The sequence below is a fragment of the Peptoniphilus sp. HMSC075B08 genome, assembly GCF_001815405.1.
Taxonomy (GTDB): domain Bacteria; phylum Bacillota; class Clostridia; order Tissierellales; family Peptoniphilaceae; genus Peptoniphilus_A; species Peptoniphilus_A harei.
The window spans coordinates 42,619-64,101 of record NZ_KV820433.1; the positions used below are offsets into that span (position 1 = coordinate 42,619).

Below are 21,483 nucleotides of genomic sequence, written 5' to 3' on the forward strand. Positions count from 1 at the left end.
GCCTTATTTTAATGCACAAATTATTTATTTTAATTTTTACAGGACGGCTTCTAAGAATTTTTTTGTGTTTAAATTATTTGTATCTTTAAAAATATGCTGAGGGCTGCCATAGTCTTCAACTACTCCATCCTTCATAAAGACTATATTATCAGATATTTCCTTTGCAAAACCCATTTCATGAGTGACAATTACCATTGTCAGCTTGTCTTTTAAAGATTTTATAACGTTTAAAACTTCCTTAACCATTTCTGGGTCAAGGGCTGATGTTGGCTCGTCAAATAAGAGATACTTGGGTTTATTTGCAAGAGCTCTAGCAATTGCAACCCTCTGTTTTTGACCGCCAGAAAGGGAGTCTGGATAAAAATCTTTTTTGTCTTCAAGTCCCATGGCCTTTAAAAGTTTTATGGCATTTTCTTCTGCACTTTTTTTATCTTCACCCTTAACCTTTATAGGTGCAAGAGTGATATTTTCTAGAACACTTTTATTGGGGAAGAGGTTAAAATTTTGAAATACCATGCCAATTTCTTGTCTTATTTTTTCTAGGTTTGGATTGACACCAGTAATTTCATATCCATCGAGATAAATTTCTCCGCCATTACTTTTTTCCAAGAGATTAATAGACCTAAGCAGGGTGGACTTGCCAGAACCACTGGCGCCAATTATTGAGGTTACTGTGAAATCTACTATAGTAAGATCAATACCCTTGAGGACTTTTTTGTCGCCAAAGGATTTTTGTAAATTATGAATTTTTATCATATTTTCCCTCCACAAATTTTAATAATCTGGTCAAAGTAAAGGTAATGGCGAAATAAAGAAGCGACCCAAGTATTAGAGGTTCAAGAGCCTTATAAGATGATCCCCTAACAAGGTTTACATTATACATAATATCAGTCACACCAATTGTTGAAATAATTGATGTTTCCTTAATAACTGCTATAAATTCATTTGCCAAGGCTGGCAAAATATTTTTTGTAGCTTGGGGAAGTATAACTTCTTCCATGGCAAGAGAATTTTTCATTCCAAGAGATTTGGCAGCTTCCATTTGCCCCTTGTCTATTGCATTTATACCTGACCTTATAATTTCTGCAACATAGGCGGCAGAGTTCAAACTCACTGCAACAACTCCTGTTATATATGCAAAAGAAGAAATAGAAAGTCCAAAGCTTTTAAAGTCTACAATACTTGCTAGACCAAAGAATATAAAAAATACCTGAGTCAGCATGGGAGTTCCTCTGACAAGTTCAAGATAGCAAGAGGCAAAAACCTTTAAACTTTTTATTTCTGATGACTTCATAAGGTATAAGAAGAGTCCAAAGATGGAGCCTAGGATTACAGAAATTAATGAAAGTGAAATTGTAACCAAAAGTCCTTTTAGATAGTAAGATGAATAATTTTTTAAAATTTCCAAGCTAGATCCAAAGAACTCCATTAATAATTTTCCAAAGATTAAGATAAATATTAAAAATCCAAAAATAACTAGACCATTAATTATATTATTTTTAGAAAGTTTTTTATTTTCGATTTTATAAATATTTTCCATGGTCCACCTACTTAGTCGATAAATCTAAAGCTTCTTGATAATATTCGTCTAGTTTACCTTCCTCTTTTAGTCTTTTAAGAGTTTTATTAACTTGGTCTAAAAGTTCTGTGTCATTTTTATTTAGTCCAATGGCTGTCCCTTGAAGTTCAGCATCAAAGTAAAAAGAATCTTCAATTTTTAAATTTTCATTTGAAAGTTCATAATTATCTCCAACACATTTTTCTACGATAATTCCATCAATAAGACCCTTGTCAAGTTGGGCAATTAGGTCTGGTGTCTTAGGTAAGGACACTAACTTTTTAATGCCCAAATTTTTTCCAATATCTTCTTGGCTAGTTGCAGTTTGAACTCCAATAGTGAGGTTTTTTACATCATCTTCTGAAGTGTACTTGCCAAGATTTTCTTTGTTAACTAATAAATAATTTTTAGGCTCATAATAAACTTCTGAAAAGGCCATGGATTTTTCTCTTTCAGGAGTTTTTGAAACTCCAGAGATAGCGAGATCAATTACTCCAGTTTCAAGACTGGCTAGAACTGATGAGAATTCCATGTCTGAAATCTCTAGTTCAACACCAAGATCTTCTGCTATTTCCTTTCCAATAAAAACATCAAGGCCAAGGATTTCGTCTTTGCCATCTATATTTTTGTGAAATTCGAAAGGTGGATAGTTTGCATTACACCCCATGACGATTTTTCCTGATTTTTTTATTTCATCTAATCTTGAATTAGAAATGTCCTTGGACTTAGTAAAAAATATTACAAGGCCGAATATTAATACTAGTAGAATAAGACTTGATATACTTAATATTTTTTTCATAATTTTCCCTCCATAATAAAAAAATCGCCTCTATGAAAGAGGCGAAGTCCGCGGTACCACTCTAATTATCTTTTGGATATCTCAAAACTTTAAGGCAGTTAACCTCTGTAAATACTAATTTCCTTACAGAATCTCTGTGGTTCTATTATATTCTTTTCACTTGCAAGCTTTCACCTAACCTTGCTCTCTAAAAAGTTTCTGAGAATACTTTTTGTCCACTTCATTGATTTCTGAACACTCTACTACGATAAATTGCTTTTGTCAATAGTTTTTATAAAAATTTTTAAAAATTATTTTGAAAGAAACAATTCTAGAATAATTTTAAAATTTATAAAAAATATTTTTATTTGGCATTTAATAGATAGAATTATTTTTTAATATAAATTACAAAATAAATTTGATAATTAGACTTGACAAACAAAAATTATCTTGCTAGGATATAAAGCAAATCAAAAGTTTTGAAAAGCGAAGTAAAATTATCCAAGACTTGAAGAGAGTTTTCGTTTGCTGAGAGAAAATAGGGAGGATAATTTGAAATAGGAGCTTGGAACTGGCATCTCGATATTTAGATTTGCCCGGTTACGCGTTATAGTTTTTGAGGTATAGAAATATACAAATTTGGGTGGTACCACGTTCTTCGTCCCTTGATAGGGGCGATTTTTTTATACTTTTTTTGAGTCTCAAAGTTAGCTGTTGTAATAATAAAGATTTAATTTGGAGGATAAAAATGAAAAAAACTAATTATAAAAAAATTGCTCTAGCATATTCAGGTGGCCTTGATACGTCAATTATTATTCCTTGGCTAAAGGAAAATTATAACTGTGAGGTTATTGCAGTAGTTGGAAATGTTGGCCAAGAAAAAGAACTTGAAGGATTAGAAGAGAAGGCTATTAAAACAGGAGCTTCAAAGATTTATATAGTTGACCTAGTAGAAGAATATGTAAAAGATTTTGTATTCCCAACTATAAAAATGGGTGCAAAATATGAAAAAAATTATCTTTTGGGAACTGCAACAGCAAGACCTCTTATAGCAAAGTCCCTAGTTGAAATTGCAGAAAAAGAAAACTGCGACGCTATATGTCATGGTTGCACAGGCAAGGGAAATGATCAAATTCGTTTTGAAATGGGGATTAAACACTTTGCGCCAGATATGCCAATAATCGCGCCTTGGAGAATTTGGGACATAAAATCTCGTGAAGAAGAAATTGACTATGCAGAAGCTCACAATATTCCATTAAAAATATCAAGGGAAACCAATTATTCAAAGGATCTAAATATTATGCACCTCTCTCATGAAGGCTTAGACCTTGAAAACCCAAAAAACTTCCCAGACTACGACAAAATTTTGGAACTTTCTGTATCTCCAATGAAGGCTAAAGATGAAGTCTCAGATATAGAAATTGAATTTGAATCTGCTGAAGCAAAAAAGATAAATGGCAAGGAAATGACTCCTGCAGAAATTTTAAATTATTTGAATAAAGTTGGCGGAGAAAATGGGATTGGAATTGATGACATTGTAGAAAATCGTCTTGTTGGTATGAAGAGTCGTGGGGTTTATGAAAATCCAGGTGGAGCTATCTTATACAAGGCTCTAGAAATTCTTGAATCTATTACTCTTGATAAGGATTCAGCCCATTTAAAAGATTATCTTTCTATAAAGTTTGCCGACTTAGTTTATGATGGAAAGTGGTATTCAAATTCAATCAAGGGACTTTTAGCTTTTGGAAATGAAATCACAAAAAATGTTACAGGTAAGGTGAAATTAAAACTTTACAAGGGAAATATTATACCAGCTGGAGTAGAAGCAGACAAATCACTTTATAGTGAAGATTTAGCTTCCTTTGGAGAAGGAGCAGAAGATTTATTTTCTCACAAGGATGCAGATGGATTTATAAATCTCTATTCACTAGCAAGCCTAGTTGAAGCCAAGATCAATAAAGGAGTTTAATATGTATTTATGGGGATCTCATTTAGAAGGACTGGAAGAATTCACTCATGAATTTAACAAGTCCATAGATTTTGATAAAATTTTATTCGAAGAAGACATCATTGGTTCACTTGCTCATGTTGAGATGTTGAGTAAAAAAGGAATAATTACTCAAGAAGATTTTGAAATTATATCCAGTGAACTAAAAAATATTTTAGAAGAAATAAAGTCTAAAAAACTTGAAATAGATTTAAAGGAAGAAGACATTCATTCTTTCGTTGAAAATGAACTGACAAAAAGAGTGGGAAGTGTGGGCAAGAAGCTTCACACTGCAAGATCTAGAAATGACCAGTGTGCCCTAGACCTTAGATTATATTCTAAGAAAGTTTTAGCTGAAATTAATAAGGATTTAAAAAATCTTATAAAAGAAATCATTTCACTTGCTGAGGAAAATAAAAATACAATAATGCCAGGCTTTACCCACATGCAACATGCACAAGTTACTAGCTTTGCTCATTATATCCTTGCCTATGGTCAGATGTTTAAAAGAGATATTGAGAGGTTAAACAATAGCCTCTTAAGAATAGACGAGAATCCCCTAGGATCTTGTGCCCTTGCTACAACAAGTTTTGACATAGATAGGTTTATGACAAGTGAAATCTTGGGATTTAAAAAGCCTACAGAGAACTCCATGGATTCAGTTTCTGATAGAGATTATGTTCTTGAAATTTTATTTAACAACTCTCTTATTATGACCCACCTATCAAGACTTTGCGAAGAATTAATTTATTTTTCATCTAGTGAATATGATTATATTAAGTTTTCTGACAAATTTTCCACAGGGTCATCTATAATGCCTCAAAAGAAAAATCCCGATATGGCAGAGTTAATAAGGGGAAAGAGTGGAAGGACTTTTGGAGATTTAATAACAGTTTTTACAATTTTAAAGGGAACACCATTAGCCTACAATAAGGACTTTCAAGAAGATAAGGAAGCCTTATTTGACTCAGTAAAGACGACTTCTTCTTCATTAAAAATTATGAAAGGAATTATTGAAAGCCTTGAACTAAACAAGGATAAGATGAGAGATTCAGCAGAAAAAGGATTCTTAAATGCCACAGACTTAGCAGACTATTTGGTCCTAAAGGGACTTGCCTTTAGAGAAGCCTATGACTTAGTTGGTAAAATCGTGAATTATGCTATAGAAGAAAATTTAAAATTAGAAGAAATTTCTCTTGATGTGTATAAAGGCTTTAACAAAATTTTTAAAGAAGATCTTTATAACTTTATAGAAATTGAAAACTCCTTAAAAAATAGAAAAGTTTATGGAGGACCAGCTGAAGAAGCAGTCACTATTCAAATTGAAAATCTAAAAAAATCATTAAATATATAAATTTTTAAAATAAGGTCATGGGCTTTATTTTTTTCTTGTAAAAAAGTACAATGTTAGAATTGTATTTTAAGCTAATGGAAATATTTTCATAATTTATATTTATACAAAAACTATTGACAAATTCATAAAAATTACATAATCTTACTATAGTAAAGTAATTACTAATAAAGAAAAATAAATACATGCTTGGAGGCAAAAAATGAAAACCAAAAATGACAACCTTGAGAATACTGCTGAGGTTTTAAAGGTCATGGCCCATCCAATTAGGCTAAAGATTATAAAGAGTTTAATCGATAATGGTCCTTCTAATGTGGGATCACTACAAGAAAAATTTCATATTCCACAACCAACTGTTTCGTCTCACCTAGGCAAGCTTAGGAGGGCTGGTGTTTTAATATCAAGAAGAAATGGAACAGAGATTTATTATAAGGTTGAAAATGAATTTATTTTGAAGCTAGCTAGTGCACTTTTCACTAAGTAATAAAAGGTGTTTTTATGGAACTAAGTAAAGTTCAAAAAAAAGCTGTCACAACTCTAGACAAAGATGTAAACCTAATGGCGGGAGCCGGTACTGGCAAGACCAGGGTTCTCACCAATAGGTTTATTAATATTGTAAAAAATAAAGTCAATCCCATGAGGATTCTTGCTATAACCTTTACAAAAAAAGCTGCAGAAGAAATGCGAGCTAGGATTTCAAAGGACCTTGTTTTAAATAGGATAGATTATGAAGATAAGGACCTTAACATAATGACTATCCACTCCTTTGCTCTCGAGATAGTGGAATCCTATTCTTATATTTTAGGCATAAATCCAAAATTTAAGATTCTTGATGATGGAGAGTCAGATTATCTTTTGGAAGAAGCCGTTAAGGAAAGTTTAAATGAGATTGAAGATGAAAAATTTAAAGACTATCTCTTAGATTTTAAAAGCTCACCCTTTGAAGAAGTAAATAATTTTATAAGTCTTTATGGGGATTTTAAAAATAATAATTTGGATTTTGATGATATTTTAAGGAAATCTTTGAACTTTTCCACATCAGAAAAGACCTTCCAAGACTTAATTGAGCTTTTATATGAATATAGGCAAGTTAGTGGAAAGAAGTTTAAGGGATTTTATGATGACAACATTGAAAATTTAAGAGACCTTGTGTCCTTTGACGGCGAAGTTTTAAATGAAATAGAAGAAAATCTTGGTAGTTCAAAAAAACAAAATGATAAAATTTTAGAGATAAAAGATCTCATTCAAGAGTTAAAAAAAGGTTTAGAAGAGAATAACAAAGCTTACTACGAAATTATTATAAAAATTTTAAAGTCGATAGATAGAATTTATAAAAAATCTAAAGAAGAAATTAGGGGCCTAGATTACGACGATATAATTTCTTACTGTCATATACTTTTAAAAAATCCACTTATAAAAAGTGAATTGATAGAAAAGTATTCCTACATATTAGTTGATGAATACCAGGATACAAACGAGATCCAAAATGACATTATAGGCGTCTTTTCTTCTTCCAACATATTTATAGTTGGTGACCCCAAGCAGTCCATCTATGCCTTCAGGGGGACAGACCTATCATCTTACTTTTCTTTTTCAGAAGACATAGAAAAAAGTGGAGAGTCTCTTCTAATGAATAAAAACTATAGGTCTGATGGGGAGATTATCGATTTTGTAAATGAAAAATTTAAGGACTTAATAGGGTCTTATGATGAGATGGAGTCTTCACACAAAGACGAGGGAGGAGTTTATCTCTACAACACCCCTGAATATGCTGAGCTCCTTGACTTAGTTAAGGACTTATTAAAAAAATATGATGCAAAAGACATTGCCATCCTTTCAAGATCCAATGCTCAAATAGATGAAATTGGAAAAATTTTATCCCAAGGCGAGATAAAATTTAACAAGGGTGAGAGAAGGCTTGACGAGATTGAAGTCTTGAGGCTTATTAAAAATATTTTATCTGCAATTTATAGTCCAAAAGACTTTTTAAACTTTTTGTCTCTTTTTAACTCCAATCTCTTGGTTTTTGATTTCAAAGATCTAATTGAGATTTTAAACCAAGGAATTGATAATTCAGAGGACCTATTAGCTTACAAGTCCACAGATAAAAATATAAAAGAATTTTTAAACTTTATAAAAGACACAAGAGAAAAATCATCTTACCTCATGCTTGATGAAGTAATTGAAGAGATAATGAATTATTTTTATGGTATTGGAACTTTAAGGGAAATTGATTGGGAATATATTTATAATTTTAAGGATCTTGCAAGAGATTTTGTGGAAAATAATTCCAAGGACTACAGGTCTTTTGAAAGACAAATTTCTTCCATGACCTTTGAAGACCTTGAAGATGGGATTAATCTCTTAACAATTCACAAGTCTAAGGGTCTTGAGTTTGATGGGCTGATAATATCCCACATGGATAAGGGAAAGAAATATGGAAAGACAAATAGAATTCTTGTGGACAAGGACTTGGGGCTTGGAATAAATTCAAAGCTTTCAAATTATTCCTATAGGGAGATTTCTAATAAGTTAAGGGCAATTGATGAGGAAGAAGAAATTAGGGTCCTATATGTCGCAATGACTAGGGCAAAAAAAGAATTAATTTTATTTGGAAATTTAGATAAGGCAAGAGCTGGATCTTATTTTTCACTTCTGGGAGATCTTTCAGGCCTAAAAGAATATGAATTTTCAAACTTAGAAGTAAAAGAAGAAGAAAAGAATTATTTACCTCTTAATCTAGACCTAAAGTTTGACAATAGGATTAGGGAGTATTATACAGTCACAGACTTCATTAATTTCGACAGAAGCAAGAAGGATTTTTATTACAAATATTTCTTGGGAATCGACAATTACACCATGGGTCAAGGAAAAGGTCAAACTATGGATCCCAAGGCCCTAGGAAATATTATTCACTTCTTCGCCTATAAGTATGGTGGAGACCAAAGCTTACTAGAAGATAAAAATATTGATGAAGAGTTAAAAGAAATTTTCACATATTATGAAGAAGAATTGACAGAAGAAAAATTAAATATTTCAAGAAAACTAGCTTTGAACTATCTAGAAATGGAAGAAAAGGTTATAATAGATAGAGAGCTTTTATTTTACTACGACTTAGAAGGATTCCTTGTAAAGGGTTACATTGACCAAGTCATAAAAATAAATGGCGAATATTTTATTGTTGATTTCAAAACTAGTACCCTCGATGAAGAGGAATTAAAGAAGACTTATGAAAAACAACTAATACTTTATTCGGCAATCTATGAAAAGTTATATAAAGTTAAAGTGAAAGCTGCATATATATTTGACCTAAGGGGTAAAAATAAAATACTTGTAGAGACAAGTGAAGAAAAGTATAAAGAAGTAATGGATGAATTTTTAGATTACATTAATTTTATAAGGTCTCACAAGCTATTAAGGGATTATTTATAATTTATATTTAAGGAGGAAATATGGACTATTCTAAGGATTATAAGGACAAGTTAATTACGGCTAAAGAAGCTGCTGGCCTAGTAAAGGACAATATGTGGGTTGACTACGCATGGGGCGTTAGTACACCAGTTGCTTTTGATAAGGCTCTTGCTGAAAGACTTGATGAATTAAATGAAATTTATTTAAGAGGTGGAGTGCTTCTTTGGGAACCAGAAGTATTTAAAAAGGATCCAGAAGGAGAAAAAGTTGTATGGAATTCTTGGCACGCTGGTGGACCAGACAGAAAGAGAATTAACACAACTCCAGGTGGATTTTATATTCCATTAAGATATTCTGAACTACCTAGATGGTACAGAGAAAACTGTAAAGTAGACGTAGCAGTTATTGTTACACCTCCAATGGATAAACACGGTAACTTTAACTTTGGACTTAGTGCCTCTCACCTAATGGCTGTTATTGAAACAGCAGACAAGGTTGTAATTGAAATTAACGAAAAGATGCCAAGAGGACTTGGTGGATTTGAACACGAAATTAACATCAAGGATGTTGACTACATTATAGAAGGAGATAATCCTGACATTGCAGCACTTCCTAAGGGTTCCTTTGGTGAAGTTGATAAAAAAGTTGCAGAATTAATTGTAGAAGAAATTCCTAATGGAGCTACACTTCAACTAGGTATTGGTGGAATGCCAAATGCTGTTGGATCACTAATTGCTGATTCTGACTTAAAGGACCTTGGAGTTCACACAGAAATGTATGTTGATGGTTTTGTTGAAATGGCTAAGAAGGGTAAACTTACTGGAGCTAAGAAAAACATCGATAGATTTAGACAAGCTTATGGCTTTGCAGCTGGTTCAAAGGAAATGTATGACTACATTGATGGTAACTCAGCATGTATGGCAGCACCAACATCTTATACTAACGATGCAAGAGTAATTGCACAACTTGATAACTTTGTTTCCATTAACAACGCAGTAAACGTTGACTTGTTTGGCCAAGTAAGTTCTGAATCTTCAGGAATTAAACATATTTCTGGAGCAGGTGGACAACTTGACTTCGTACTAGGTGCTTACCTATCTAAGGGTGGTAAATCCTTCATCTGTCTATCTTCTAAGTTTATGAACAAGAAGACAGGAAAGGAAGAATCAAGAATTGTTCCAAACTTTGAAACATTCTCAGCTATTACAGCTGCAAGACCTAACACTCACTGGCTTGTAACTGAGTATGGTAAGTTCAACTGCAAGGGTCAATCTACTTGGCAAAGAGCAGAAGGTATCATTAACATTGCTGCACCAGAATTTAGGGATGATCTAATCAAAGAAGCAGAAAAAATGAATATCTGGAGAAGAACTAACAAGAGATAAAATATAAATTATTTTCCCCTGATTTATCAGGGGATTTTTTTATGCTTTTTTTTAATATTGAGTAATAAGAAATAAATATAAGGTAGTAAACAAAAGAAAAGTTAAATTTTATTTATAAGTCAAAAATAAATACAAAGTCGTATTATATTGATTAGTAATAAAATTTATGAACTTGTAAATATTTATAACTTAGTAAAAATTTATAACTTATAAATAATTATGACTTATGAAAAATTTATAACTTATTAAAAATTAATTAAATCATAAGAAATTATTTAGTAAAGCTTATTTATAAAATTTTAATAAACTTAAAAAGATTTTAAATTACTTCAAATAGATTTCACAATGACCATCTATATATTTCACAAAGAAAAATTATAATTATAAAAAATAAAAAAATCACCAAAAAATCTTTGCATAATTCAAAAGATTATGATATAGTATTACGTTTACTTTTATAAAAACCTCTGTTATACTAGAATAAGGGACAAGAGGAGGTAAGTAATGTTTAAAATTGGTGATAAGATTGTATATCCTATGCACGGTGCAGGCGAAATTGTTGGAATAGAAGAGAGAGAAATCCTTGGAAATGTCCACAAGTATTACATAATGAGGTTACCCATAAATGATCTTAAGGTAATGGTGCCTGTTAAAAATGCGGAAGAAATTGGTGTTAGAGATATTTCTGACAATGAAACCATGGAAAAAGTTTTGGAAACTTTGAAATCCAAGGTGGAAATTTCTATGCCTAAAAACTGGAATAGGAGATACAGGTTCAATCTTGACAAGATAAAATCTGGTGACTTAACTGAAATTGCTGATGTTGTTAGATCTCTTGAAAATCTAGATAGGGAGAAATCTTTATCAACGGGCGAGAGAAAAATATTGACTGAAGCAAAGCAAATCATTGTATCAGAAATGGTTCTTGTCTTTGAAAAAAATGTTGAAGAAGTGACAAAGTTAATTGACGATGCCATTTTTGGATAAGGAGGGATTTTTATTAGCAAAAACCGAAGAATTGTGTCCAAAATATTTAAGTTTCTATTTACTGTAATCGGCGCATTAGTAGGTATTTTTATTGTATCTGTTTTATCAGATATTGATTTTGTAAGAGGTATTGGAAGTCAAAAAATTATCACAGGTGTTTCTGTGGTTATTGTATTTTTATTTGCACTTATATTTTTTATACTTTCTCCAAGGGTTTTTAAAGCCTTGGAAGATTTATTAGTTATTTGGGAAAGACAAATCCAAACAAAATCTTTTACAGAAGTAATACTTGGTGCCGTAGGCCTAATATTAGGTCTTATAATAGCATTCTTAATTTCACAACCTATTTACAAGATACCAATTCCCTATGTGGGTTCAGTAATTTCTATTTTACTCTATGGTATGCTTGGTTATTTAGGTCTTACTATTGGAATGTCAAACAAGGACACTATATCAGAAAAAGTTAGGGATCTTACATCCTTGGCTGCAAAGAGAAATGTTAAGCCAAAGGATGTAGTAAAAGAATACACAGGCATTCCAAAAGTCTTGGATACTTCTGTCATTATTGATGGAAGGATACTAGACATAGCAAAGGCTGGATTTATTGAAGGCCCTCTTGTTGTTCCCGTTTTTGTACTAGAAGAATTACAACATATAGCCGATTCTGCTGATGGATTAAAGAGAAATCGTGGCAGGAGAGGGCTAGATACTGTTGCAGAAATCCAAGAATTAAAAAATGTAGAAGTTATAATTTACAATGGAAAAATAGAAGAAATTCCTGAAGTAGATTCAAAACTTTTAAAACTTGCCACAGAATTAAATGGAAAAATTGTTACTAATGATTTTAATTTAAACAAGGTGGCTAGGGTGCAAAACTTAGATGTTTTGAATATCAACGAGCTTGCCAATGCAGTTAAGCCCCTTTACCTTCCTGGAGAAGAAATGGAGATTTTAATTGTGAGAGAGGGCAAGGAGCACAAGCAAGGTCTTGCTTATCTTGACGACGGCACTATGATCGTTGTTGAAAATGGTAAGGACCTAATTGGAGAAAAGGTAAATGTAGTTGTTACATCGGCCCTTCAAACTTCTGCAGGTAAGATGATTTTTGCAAAGCTAAAATAAAAATTAATTTTTAAACTCTGTCTTAGGGCAGAGTTTTTTATTTGGCAAAAATTTATAATTTAAATTATCACAAGAAGCTTATGATTGAGATCTTCACTTTAGAGGTATAAATATAATCTAAGATAGTAGAAAACAAAAATATTATATACAAGCCTACAAATATTTTTATTTGACGGTAAAATTGATTTGTATTATTATTTGTTAGTAATAAAAGGGGGAACAAAAATGAAATTATTTTTACCCGGTCCTGTGTCTGTTCGCAGCGAAGTTTTAAAACAATTTGAAAAACCTGTTATTGGACATAGAACTAAGGAAGCATCAGAAGTTCAAAAATCAATTTCAATAAATATGCAAAAGATATTTGGAACAAAGGAAGAAATCCTTGTTTCAACATCATCAGGCACTGGACTTATGGAAGGTGCTATTAGGTCTTGCACTAAGAAAAGGGCTCTTATATGTTCTATAGGAACTTTTGGGGACCTTTGGCAAAGACTTGGACTTGAAAATGGAATAGAGACAGATATATTAAGAGCAGAAGACGGAGAAGTAACTGATCCTAATAAACTAGAAGAAGCTTTGAAGGAAAATGACTATGATTTTGTAGGAATCACTCACAATGAAACTTCATCTGGTATCTTAAATGATCTAGCTGGACTTAAGCCAGTTATTGACAAGTATCCTAACATTGTTTGGGCACTTGACACAGTAAGTTCTGCTGGTGGAGCTCCAATTGATCAAGATAAATATGGAATTGATATTGCTATTACATCTTCACAAAAGTGTCTTTCACTAGTACCAGGACTTAGCTTTGCATCTTTTTCTGAGAAAGCTGTTGAAAGGGCAAAGACTGTTGAAAACAGAGGTCACTACTTAGACTTACTTCTTTTGTATAATTATGTTAAAGAACACGATTACCAATATCCATCAACTCCAGCAATTTCTAATATGGTTGCTGCAGAGTATCAACTTAACTATATTATTAATGAAGAAGGACTTGAAAATAGATTTAAGAGACATGAAGAGATGTCCCAATATTTTAAAAAATGGGCAGATGAAAACTTTGAAATCTTTGGTAACAAGGACCATCTTTCTCCAACAATAACTTGTGTTAAGAATACTAAGGATTTAAAATTTGATATTTTAAGTCACGAATTTATGAACAAGGGATTCTTAATTTCCAATGGATATGGAAAACTTGCTGGCAAAACTTTTAGGGTTGGCCACATGGGTGATACAAGCTTAGATGATATAAAAGAATTCACAAAAACTTTTGACGAAATATTAAATAAATAAATTAAAGAATATCCTGGATGACAGGATATTTTTTATTGTATATTTAATTTATATAAAGACCTAGTTGAGGATGCTTCCTTATCTAGGTCTTTTATAATTCATAATTAAGTTTTTGTTACAAATCCACGTATTCTTTGAGAATGAAGAAAGTATGATTTATAATTTTTAATTAAGTGAGGTAGATAAAATGAATAAGAAAAAAATTAGTATTGCATTGATTTTATTTTTACTTTTTATAACTTCTAATGTGTTTGCAGAAAACCAACTACTCTTTCAAGAGCCAATTGCTCCAGGAGTTGTTAGATACAAATACAAGGTTAAGAAGAATAAAAGAAGTGCAGAGACAAATGTAATAAAGGTAGATTTAAACAATCCCCATGTAAAGATCAACACTGTTGCAGGTGGAGGTACTTATACTAATAAGGCCACTGTTTCACAAATGGCCAACAGGACTAATGCAGTTGCCCTTGTAAATGGTGACTTCTTCACAATGAAACTTCAAGGAGCTCCACTGGGACCATCTGTTATTAATGGGGAAATAAAATCATCTCCAGCAGTCTTAACAGACCTTTGGTCCTTTGGGATTGATAGCAATAACAAGGCCTTTATTGATCTTACAAAGTTCGCTGGAAGTGTAACGGCGCCTAATGGCAAGTCTTTTCCAATAGATGGACTGAACAAGACTATTTATTGGTACCAACCATCTAAAGAATATTCTCATCAATCAAAAATTCAAATGTATGACTCTTTCTGGACTTCAAAGACTAGGGGAGATAAGACAACTGGGGAATTACTTTTATCAGAAAATGATGTCGTAGAACAAATTTCTTATAGGAAGAATTTAGATATGGCTGTGCCTAAAGGGAAGAAGATTTTACAATTCTCCGAAAATGCAGAAAAATTTATGCAAGATAATGTTAAAGTTGGAGATAAGCTTACAGTAAGAACAAATATTGAGCCTAACAGAAATTGGAAGATGATGATTGGCGGTCATGCCATTCTAGTTGAAAATGGAGCAATAAAAAAATATACAAAAGACATAAAATCTATTGACGGTGTAAGAGCAAGAACTGCTGTTGGAATTAGCCGAGATGGTAAGACAGTTTATATTGTAACTGCTGAAGGTAGGACAAAAAGATCATCTGGACTTACAATTAGTGAACTTGCACAATTTATGTTAGACCTTGGAGTAGACAAGGCTATGAATCTTGACGGTGGTGGCTCCACTGCCATGGCTGTTAGAAACCTTGGAGATCTTAATAGGACTAGGGCGACAAACCCTGAGAGAAATGGGGCTGAAAGAAGAGTTGTCAATGGACTTGGCGTTTACAACACAAGTAAGAACACTGGTCTCATTGCGGATGGAAAATTTGAAAGTGATGTAGACACAATTGTTGGTGAACAATTAAACCTAAAATTAAAATCAGCTTGGGATGAGTTTTTAAATCCTATTGATATAAAAGGAAGGACTTACACCCTTACAGAATCATCAAATGGGGCAAACATCTTAAATGGCCAAACTTATCTTCCAATGACTCCTGGCAAGTTTGTGGTGAATCTTAAGGCTGACAAGGGAGATGGCTTTAACAAAGAAATTAATGTTGCTGACCCATCAAGTTATACAAACTTAAAGCTTTCTACAAAAAACAATATCATTAAAAGAGGAAGCGAGATCAAGGTTGATGCAACAGGTGAATACAAAGGAAGAAAAATAAAAATTTCTCCAAGAGTTTTAAAGCTAAACTTTGAAGATTTAAATGCTGAAGTAAATCCAAATAATTTTAATATAAAAATTAATGATTACGGAAAAAATCCAAAGATTACTCTTAAATTTGGAGATAAAATTGCAAGTCTTCCACTTTATGATGAAAATACAAGACTTATAAAGATGAAGATAAATGACCTTAACTACACAGTTAATGGAGAAAAGAAGAAAATGGATGCAAAACCATTTATTGCTAACTCAAGGACTCTTGTTCCTCTTAGATTTATAGTTGAAGCTATTGGCGGCGACGTTCAGTGGGATGGAGATAAGAGAGTGGTGACAGTAAATAGCCATGGAAGAGAACTTCTTCTTCCAATTGATTCTAAGAAAATTACAGTTAATGGAAAAGAAATTGCCATTGACCAAGCTGCAATAATTAAAGGGGACAGGACTTACGTTCCAATAAGATTTATTGCAGAAAACTTAGAAATGAATGTAAATTATATCCACGAAAGTCGTGAAATTGAAATTTCTTACTTTGAAGATAAAAAAGAATTAGTAAATAAAGAATTAGATAATAAAGAGCTTAATGAAAAGACTGAAGTAAATAATTCTCTTAATGAGAATATTAATTCAAAGAATAACAAGAATTTAAACAATAAGTCTAATGAAAATAATAAAAATAATGAGCTTTCTAATAATAACTTAGAAACAAATAATAATTCTTCAAATACAAATGACAACAACAAAAACTTGTTAAATTAAAAGATCTCCCTTAGGGGAGATTTTTTTATGGAAAAATATTATAAGAGCAATAAAAAAGGAACTCCTACGAGTTCCTAATTTTATTTATTGTCTTCTTCATTTAAGAGCATTTCGCCAATTTTATAAACGTCGCCTGCTCCCATGGTAACGAAGATGTCATCCTTAGAAATATTTTCTTTAACAAACTTCACTATGTCTTCGAAACCAGAAATGTAAAAGGCATTGTCTCTGTGGTCGGCAATGGCATTTTTCAAGGTCTTTGAGTGGATGTCACCATAGTCCTTCTCACGTGCTGCATAAATATCTGTGATTATAATTACATCAGATTCATCAAAAGAATTTGCAAAAGCATCAAGCAGGAGTCTAGTCCTTGTAAAGGTATGAGGTTGGAAAACTGTGTAAAGTTTGCCCTTACAAGCATTTTTAATTGCATGAATAGACGATTTTATTTCAGTTGGGTGGTGGGCATAGTCGTCCATGACCCTTGCACCCTTATAAAATCCCTTTTCCTCAAGCCTTCTCTCAACGCCTCTATAAGATTTTAAACCAGCAAGAGAGTCTTCAATGGATATTCCATTTATATAGGCGGCACTAATAGCAGCAAGGGAATTTAAAATATTGTGTCTACCAAGAACTGAGAGTTCAACATGGGCAATCTTTTCGCCTTTCAGGTAAAGATCATAAGTTGGGAAGCCTTCCTCATTGAATTCAATATTTTTTGCCATAAGATCTGCATGATTTTGTATTCCAAAGGTAAAGACATTGCAATTTTCAATTGGCAAGAGGGTCTTCACATTTTCATCATCAATATTTAAGATTACATAATCACTTTCTGTTAGATTATCAACATAACCTTTAAAAGTTCTTATTATGTGTTCTATATTATCAAAGTAATCTAGGTGATCCTCATCAATATTTAAAATAATTTCTGTTGTAGGGAAATATTTTAGGATATTTGCCTTGTACTCGCAGGCCTCTGTTAAAAATAAATTCTTATCTCCGATTTTTATATTTCCATCAATATCCTTTAGTTGGCCACCAAGCATAATTGTTGGATTAACTTCTAGGTCCTTAATAATTTCTGTAAGCATTGATGTAGTAGAAGTTTTGCCATGAGTTCCTGAAACAGCAATAGATTTCTTGTAGTTCTTCATAACTGCTCCTAGGAAGCTTGCTCGGTCAACAAGATCAATTTTTTGCTTAACTGCTTCTGTGTATTCTTCGTTGTCAAAGGAAATTGCATCAGTAAAAACCACAAGGTCCATGCCATGGATGTGTTCCTTTTTGTGTTCGTAGTAAACCTTGGCACCATTTTTTTCTAACTTTTCAGTATTAATAGAAGGGCTCCTGTCGCTTCCATAAACCTTGTAGCCCTTGGATAACATCAATTCTGCAAGAGCAGACATTGAAATGCCACCAATTCCAATAAAAAATATATTTTTATAATTACTTTTATCTATATTAATTTCAAACAATTTACTTCCTCCAATTCTTTATAATTATAACATATTTTCTAAAGTGAGAAAATTTTTTAAGCTTTCTTTTAAGCAAATTTAGGGAAAATATTTAACTAACATATTCAATATATAGCTTGCTTGTGTTATAATGTGATAAAGAAAGAGAGGGTGATACTTCTATGAACATAACTGATGTAAGACTACGTAAATTGCCAACTGAGGGAAAACTTAAAGCAATAGTATCTGTAACCTTTGATAACGAATTTGTGCTTCATGACATAAAAATAATAGAAGGAAAAGAATCATTATTTTTAGCAATGCCAAGCAGAAGACTTCCTAATGGAGAATACAGAGACATTGCCCATCCTATTAACGCTGAAGCGAGGAAAGAACTTGAAGATGTAGTATTTAAAGAATATTATTCTGTGAAGGAACAACTTGACCAAGAAGAAAATGAAGCTGAAGTTATTGAAGTTGAAGCAGAAGAAATAATAGAAGAATAGAATTTTAAGATTTAGAGAGCCAAGAGCTCTCTTTTTTAATGTTAATTTACAAATAAAAAAGGCTATGAAACCATAGCCTTGTCAGTCCATCTTACTCACGTGGACAAGTTCTTTATTTTTATAATAATATTTTGGAAGTCTCCTGTTGAAGTGGGTGATAAAGGATGTTTCACAATCACCAGAGTGGATACAGATGTCACGAACCTTTATCTCTTCATCTCCCTGTCTTCCAATTAAGACAACTTCGTCTCCAATTTTACAGTCAATACCTGTGGCATCGACCATCATTTGGTCCATGCAGATGAGCCCAATTTGTTTACATCTTTTCCCATTAATCAAAACTTCAATTTTTTCAGAAAGTATTCTTGGGAAGGCATCTGCATAGCCAAGGGGAAGGGTCACAACTTTGGTGTCTTTTTGACAGAAATGAAATCTTTCGTAACCTACAGATTCTCCTTTTTTCACTTCTCTTATTGAAGAAATTTGAGCCTTCAAAGATATAATTTCTTCTAAACCAAACTCCTCTGGAAGGTGGTCACTGTCAGTGTAGCCGAATTGAATAATGCCTGGTCTTACCATGTCTAGGTCGTATTCATCGTGAAATAGAACTGAAAGAGAATTTGCAATGTGCCTATACTTAAAAGTACATCCTAGATTATTTAATTCATCAATAAATGAAGTGAAGATTCTAAATTGTCTTTCAGTAAATTCTGGGTCACTTTCACAGGCTGCAAAATGGGAAAAAATCCCCTCAACATTTATATTTTCAAGTTTGAAAATTTCTTTTATTTCTTCTTTTGCTTCATCGCAGGGAGAAAAACCAATTCTTGACATGCCTGAGTCAAAGGCAATATGTATGGTAGCTTTTTCATTTAATTCGCCAGCAATCTCGCTTAAAACTCTTGCATCTCCTAAGGAGTAAATATTTAAGGTAATTTGATTTTTAATTGCTTCTTCGTAAAGGTGGCGAGGAGTGTAGCCTAAAATGAAAATATTAACTCCATCAAATCTCCTTCTTAAACTAAGTGCTTCAGAAAGAGTTGCCACTGCGTAATAATTTATCCCAAGATCAAGGGAAACCTGGGATAGTGGGAGAGCACCTAACCTATAGGCGTCGCTTTTCACTACACTCATAATTTCAGTTTTTTCTCCAACCTTGTCTTTTATTATCTTCATATTATTTTCAAATTTATCAAGATCTATCTCTATCCAAGCAGGTCTTGTCAAAAAATCTTTCATCTCATTGTCCTTTCGATTAAAAGTTACTTTTTTTATTATATCACAGTAAATATATAAAATACTTTTTGAAAATAAAAAAACTGCCAAGAGGCAGTTTAATTAATATTCTTTGTCTATTAATAAAATGTTTAAGATAACAGCTACAATAGTTCCTCCAGAAATTCCAGAAGAGAAAAGAGCAGCAATAACAGTTGGAAGTTTTGCAACAATGTCAGGCCTCATTGTGATTCCAATACCAACACCAATGCCACCAGCAATAATCATTAGATTCTTTGATGAGAACTTAGCTCTTGATAGGGCCTGCATACCTGAACCTAAAATTGTTCCAAACATAAGAATTCCAGCTCCACCAAGGATTGGTGTTGGCATAATAGAAACAAGAGTTGCAAATTTTGGACAAAGACTCATTATTATTAAAATAAATGAGGAGAAGATTGCAACTTTTTTTGACGCACACTTTGTAAGTGGAATAAGTCCTACGTTTTGACTAAAGGTTTGGGCTGCACCTGAACCAAAGACAGGAGAGAGCATTGAACCAATAGCATCTGCTCTTACACCAGAAGCTATGTCGTTGTCATCAAGGTCAACTTCGCAAACTTCACCAAGAGTTTTCATAACTCCAACAGTTTCTATAATTGTAACAAGATAACCTGCTATAAAGGGGATAACAAATTTCACATCAAATTTAAGTCCAAAGGGAAATAAACTTGGAAGTCTTATCCAAGGAGCAGCAGCAACTTGTGAAAAGTCAACAAGGTCTAGTGGAATACAAATGATGTAGGAGATAGTCATGGCAATGACAACTGATGCTGTTGTTGCAAAGCCTCTACCGTAATGATTTATAAAAATTATAAGTAGGAAGGTAAAGACGGCTATCCCAATAAAGAGTGGGTCCCCATAATTTTCTGCACCATAACCTCCACCAACCCAGTCAAAGGCAACAGGCATCATAGTAATACCAATAAGAGTGATTACAGTTCCAGTTACAACTTCTGGGAAGAATCTAAGTAGTGGCTTTATAAAAAAGCTCAAGATTAACTCTAGGAAGGCCCCCATAATTGTTGCACCGAAGTAACCAGCGAGACCGCCGCCCATAGTATTAATAACAGCATTGGCAGGCGGAACAAATCCAAAGTCTGTCCCCATTATAGTTGGAAGTCCTATACCAACCTTGGCCTTGCCCTTAAAAATCCCCCTTGTTTGGATAAAGGAACATATACCCGAAGCAAGGAGGGCAGCAGAGATAAGTACTGAAGTTTCAGCGACATTTGTGCCAGCAATAGCAGCGATACTAAGTGGGACTGCAATAATTCCACTAAAGGCTGTCAAAATATTTTGAAAACCAAGTAGAGATGATTTCAAAAAATCTGGCTTGTCGTCAACTTCATATTCAAGTTTCATACCATAATATTTCTTCACAATAAACCTCATTTCTCATATAATAATGTTGAGTAAATTTTAACACATTCACTTTTAACTAACAATATTTCTAGGATAGAAAGGATGAAAAAATGTACATATTTGTTGGACTTGGTGGAGCCTTGGGGTCTATGCTTAGATATTTTTTATCTAATACCATAAAAAGTAATAGGGACTTTCCTCTTGGCACTTTTATTATAAATGTAGTGGGATCATTTTTAATTGGACTTATTGCTTTTTACGCAGAGAAAAATAATTTGGACTCGAGACTTGTTTTATTTTTAAAGGTCGGATTTTGTGGAGGCTTCACTACCTTTTCAACTTTTGCCTTTGAGATATTTAAGATGGGAGAGAGTAACAAGTTTGGAACAGGGCTTTTTTATGCAGGCCTCAGCATAATTTTGTCACTATTTGCCATCTATCTCGCAAGAGAAATTGTAATAAAAGTATTTTGAAATAAGATTTAAGATTTTTGTAAGAATTTGTAAGAAGTTTTGTAATTATTATTTGCTATCATAATGTC

Annotated in this window: 17 protein-coding genes and 2 other annotated features; of the genes, 11 read left to right on the forward strand and 6 right to left on the reverse strand. The window is 32.7% G+C overall.

The genetic code is table 11. From position 1 onward, the window contains the following. Window positions 1-36 precede the first annotated feature (36 nt). The 3 genes from HMPREF3023_RS01725 to HMPREF3023_RS01735 are packed head-to-tail and all read right to left on the reverse strand — an operon-like array spanning window position 37 to window position 2,357. The gene (locus tag HMPREF3023_RS01725) at window positions 37-756 is read right to left on the reverse strand and encodes an amino acid ABC transporter ATP-binding protein (protein ID WP_070700137.1); all 720 of its coding nucleotides are present in this window, start codon (window positions 754-756) and stop codon (window positions 37-39) included. Continuing rightward, window positions 740-1,540, reverse strand: coding sequence for an amino acid ABC transporter permease (locus HMPREF3023_RS01730; protein ID WP_070700138.1), 801 nt, complete (start codon window positions 1,538-1,540; stop codon window positions 740-742). Before HMPREF3023_RS01730 ends, HMPREF3023_RS01725 begins: the two co-directional genes overlap by 17 nt. A 7-nt stretch (window positions 1,541-1,547) precedes the next feature. Continuing rightward, a complete protein-coding gene (locus tag HMPREF3023_RS01735; RefSeq protein WP_070700139.1) occupies window positions 1,548-2,357 on the reverse strand; it encodes a transporter substrate-binding domain-containing protein in 810 nt (269 codons plus the stop codon). A 34-nt stretch (window positions 2,358-2,391) separates the two neighbouring features. Next, window positions 2,392-2,590, reverse strand: a binding site (T-box leader). 216 nt (window positions 2,591-2,806) lie between these two features. After that, window positions 2,807-3,005: a binding site (T-box leader), on the forward strand. Between the two features lie 79 nt (window positions 3,006-3,084). On the opposite strand from HMPREF3023_RS01735, the gene HMPREF3023_RS01740 reads away from it, so the two are divergent. The 9 genes from HMPREF3023_RS01740 to HMPREF3023_RS01780 all read left to right on the forward strand — a co-directional run bounded on the left by HMPREF3023_RS01740 (window position 3,085) and on the right by HMPREF3023_RS01780 (window position 16,342). After that, entirely contained in the window at window positions 3,085-4,305 is a 1,221-nt protein-coding gene (locus tag HMPREF3023_RS01740; RefSeq protein WP_070700140.1) for an argininosuccinate synthase, read from the forward strand. Window position 4,306: 1 nt separating this feature from the next. Continuing rightward, on the forward strand, window positions 4,307-5,677 hold the full coding sequence (gene argH / locus HMPREF3023_RS01745) for an argininosuccinate lyase (protein ID WP_070700141.1): 1,371 nt from the start codon (window positions 4,307-4,309) through the stop codon (window positions 5,675-5,677). Window positions 5,678-5,876: 199 nt separating this feature from the next. After that, window positions 5,877-6,158, forward strand: a complete 282-nt coding sequence (locus HMPREF3023_RS01750) for an ArsR/SmtB family transcription factor (protein ID WP_070700142.1) — start codon at window positions 5,877-5,879, stop codon at window positions 6,156-6,158. Window positions 6,159-6,172: 14 nt separating this feature from the next. Continuing rightward, a complete protein-coding gene (locus HMPREF3023_RS01755) occupies window positions 6,173-9,106 on the forward strand; it encodes a UvrD-helicase domain-containing protein (RefSeq protein ID WP_070700143.1) in 2,934 nt (977 codons plus the stop codon). A gap of 20 nt (window positions 9,107-9,126) precedes the next feature. Further along, window positions 9,127-10,470, forward strand: a complete 1,344-nt coding sequence (locus HMPREF3023_RS01760) for a butyryl-CoA:acetate CoA-transferase (RefSeq protein ID WP_070700144.1) — start codon at window positions 9,127-9,129, stop codon at window positions 10,468-10,470. 504 nt (window positions 10,471-10,974) lie between these two features. Continuing rightward, complete coding sequence (locus HMPREF3023_RS01765) at window positions 10,975-11,457, forward strand: CarD family transcriptional regulator (protein ID WP_070700145.1); 483 nt, start codon at window positions 10,975-10,977, stop codon at window positions 11,455-11,457. A 33-nt stretch (window positions 11,458-11,490) separates the two neighbouring features. After that, a complete protein-coding gene (locus tag HMPREF3023_RS01770; RefSeq protein WP_070700146.1) occupies window positions 11,491-12,579 on the forward strand; it encodes a PIN/TRAM domain-containing protein in 1,089 nt (362 codons plus the stop codon). A gap of 225 nt (window positions 12,580-12,804) precedes the next feature. Then, complete coding sequence (locus HMPREF3023_RS01775) at window positions 12,805-13,872, forward strand: pyridoxal-phosphate-dependent aminotransferase family protein (protein WP_070700147.1); 1,068 nt, start codon at window positions 12,805-12,807, stop codon at window positions 13,870-13,872. 187 nt (window positions 13,873-14,059) lie between these two features. Beyond that, on the forward strand, window positions 14,060-16,342 hold the full coding sequence (locus tag HMPREF3023_RS01780) for a stalk domain-containing protein (protein WP_070700148.1): 2,283 nt from the start codon (window positions 14,060-14,062) through the stop codon (window positions 16,340-16,342). Between the two features lie 80 nt (window positions 16,343-16,422). On the opposite strand, the gene murC is transcribed toward HMPREF3023_RS01780, so the two are convergent. Further along, window positions 16,423-17,817: a UDP-N-acetylmuramate--L-alanine ligase gene (murC, locus tag HMPREF3023_RS01785; RefSeq protein ID WP_070700149.1), complete on the reverse strand. Its 1,395-nt coding sequence runs from the start codon at window positions 17,815-17,817 to the stop codon at window positions 16,423-16,425. Between the two features lie 161 nt (window positions 17,818-17,978). Between murC and spoVG the strand changes: the two genes are divergently transcribed. Then, window positions 17,979-18,302: a septation regulator SpoVG gene (gene spoVG, locus HMPREF3023_RS01790; protein ID WP_070700150.1), complete on the forward strand. Its 324-nt coding sequence runs from the start codon at window positions 17,979-17,981 to the stop codon at window positions 18,300-18,302. A gap of 81 nt (window positions 18,303-18,383) precedes the next feature. Here the strand turns inward: spoVG and alr are convergent, their stop codons facing one another. Together alr and HMPREF3023_RS01800 are read right to left on the reverse strand one after the other, a co-directional pair. Beyond that, a complete protein-coding gene (gene alr, locus HMPREF3023_RS01795; RefSeq protein ID WP_070700151.1) occupies window positions 18,384-19,541 on the reverse strand; it encodes an alanine racemase in 1,158 nt (385 codons plus the stop codon). A 99-nt stretch (window positions 19,542-19,640) separates the two neighbouring features. After that, the gene (locus HMPREF3023_RS01800) at window positions 19,641-20,960 is read right to left on the reverse strand and encodes a uracil-xanthine permease family protein (RefSeq protein ID WP_236587189.1); all 1,320 of its coding nucleotides are present in this window, start codon (window positions 20,958-20,960) and stop codon (window positions 19,641-19,643) included. Between the two features lie 92 nt (window positions 20,961-21,052). On the opposite strand from HMPREF3023_RS01800, the gene crcB reads away from it, so the two are divergent. Then, on the forward strand, window positions 21,053-21,415 hold the full coding sequence (crcB, locus tag HMPREF3023_RS01805) for a fluoride efflux transporter CrcB (protein WP_070700153.1): 363 nt from the start codon (window positions 21,053-21,055) through the stop codon (window positions 21,413-21,415). Window positions 21,416-21,483 lie beyond the last annotated feature (68 nt).

Excerpts from the sequence above, each read along its gene's own strand:
- HMPREF3023_RS01725 (WP_070700137.1), bottom strand. The coding sequence starts at position 756 with ATGATAAAAATTCATAATTTACAAAAATCCTTTGGCGACAAAAAAGTC.
- HMPREF3023_RS01730 (WP_070700138.1), bottom strand. The coding sequence starts at position 1,540 with ATGGAAAATATTTATAAAATCGAAAATAAAAAACTTTCTAAAAATAAT.
- HMPREF3023_RS01735 (WP_070700139.1), bottom strand. The coding sequence starts at position 2,357 with ATGAAAAAAATATTAAGTATATCAAGTCTTATTCTACTAGTATTAATA.
- HMPREF3023_RS01740 (WP_070700140.1), top strand. The coding sequence starts at position 3,085 with ATGAAAAAAACTAATTATAAAAAAATTGCTCTAGCATATTCAGGTGGC.
- argH (WP_070700141.1), top strand. The coding sequence starts at position 4,307 with ATGTATTTATGGGGATCTCATTTAGAAGGACTGGAAGAATTCACTCAT.
- HMPREF3023_RS01750 (WP_070700142.1), top strand. The coding sequence starts at position 5,877 with ATGAAAACCAAAAATGACAACCTTGAGAATACTGCTGAGGTTTTAAAG.
- HMPREF3023_RS01755 (WP_070700143.1), top strand. The coding sequence starts at position 6,173 with ATGGAACTAAGTAAAGTTCAAAAAAAAGCTGTCACAACTCTAGACAAA.
- HMPREF3023_RS01760 (WP_070700144.1), top strand. The coding sequence starts at position 9,127 with ATGGACTATTCTAAGGATTATAAGGACAAGTTAATTACGGCTAAAGAA.
- HMPREF3023_RS01765 (WP_070700145.1), top strand. The coding sequence starts at position 10,975 with ATGTTTAAAATTGGTGATAAGATTGTATATCCTATGCACGGTGCAGGC.
- HMPREF3023_RS01775 (WP_070700147.1), top strand. The coding sequence starts at position 12,805 with ATGAAATTATTTTTACCCGGTCCTGTGTCTGTTCGCAGCGAAGTTTTA.
- HMPREF3023_RS01780 (WP_070700148.1), top strand. The coding sequence starts at position 14,060 with ATGAATAAGAAAAAAATTAGTATTGCATTGATTTTATTTTTACTTTTT.
- spoVG (WP_070700150.1), top strand. The coding sequence starts at position 17,979 with ATGAACATAACTGATGTAAGACTACGTAAATTGCCAACTGAGGGAAAA.
- alr (WP_070700151.1), bottom strand. The coding sequence starts at position 19,541 with ATGAAAGATTTTTTGACAAGACCTGCTTGGATAGAGATAGATCTTGAT.
- crcB (WP_070700153.1), top strand. The coding sequence starts at position 21,053 with ATGTACATATTTGTTGGACTTGGTGGAGCCTTGGGGTCTATGCTTAGA.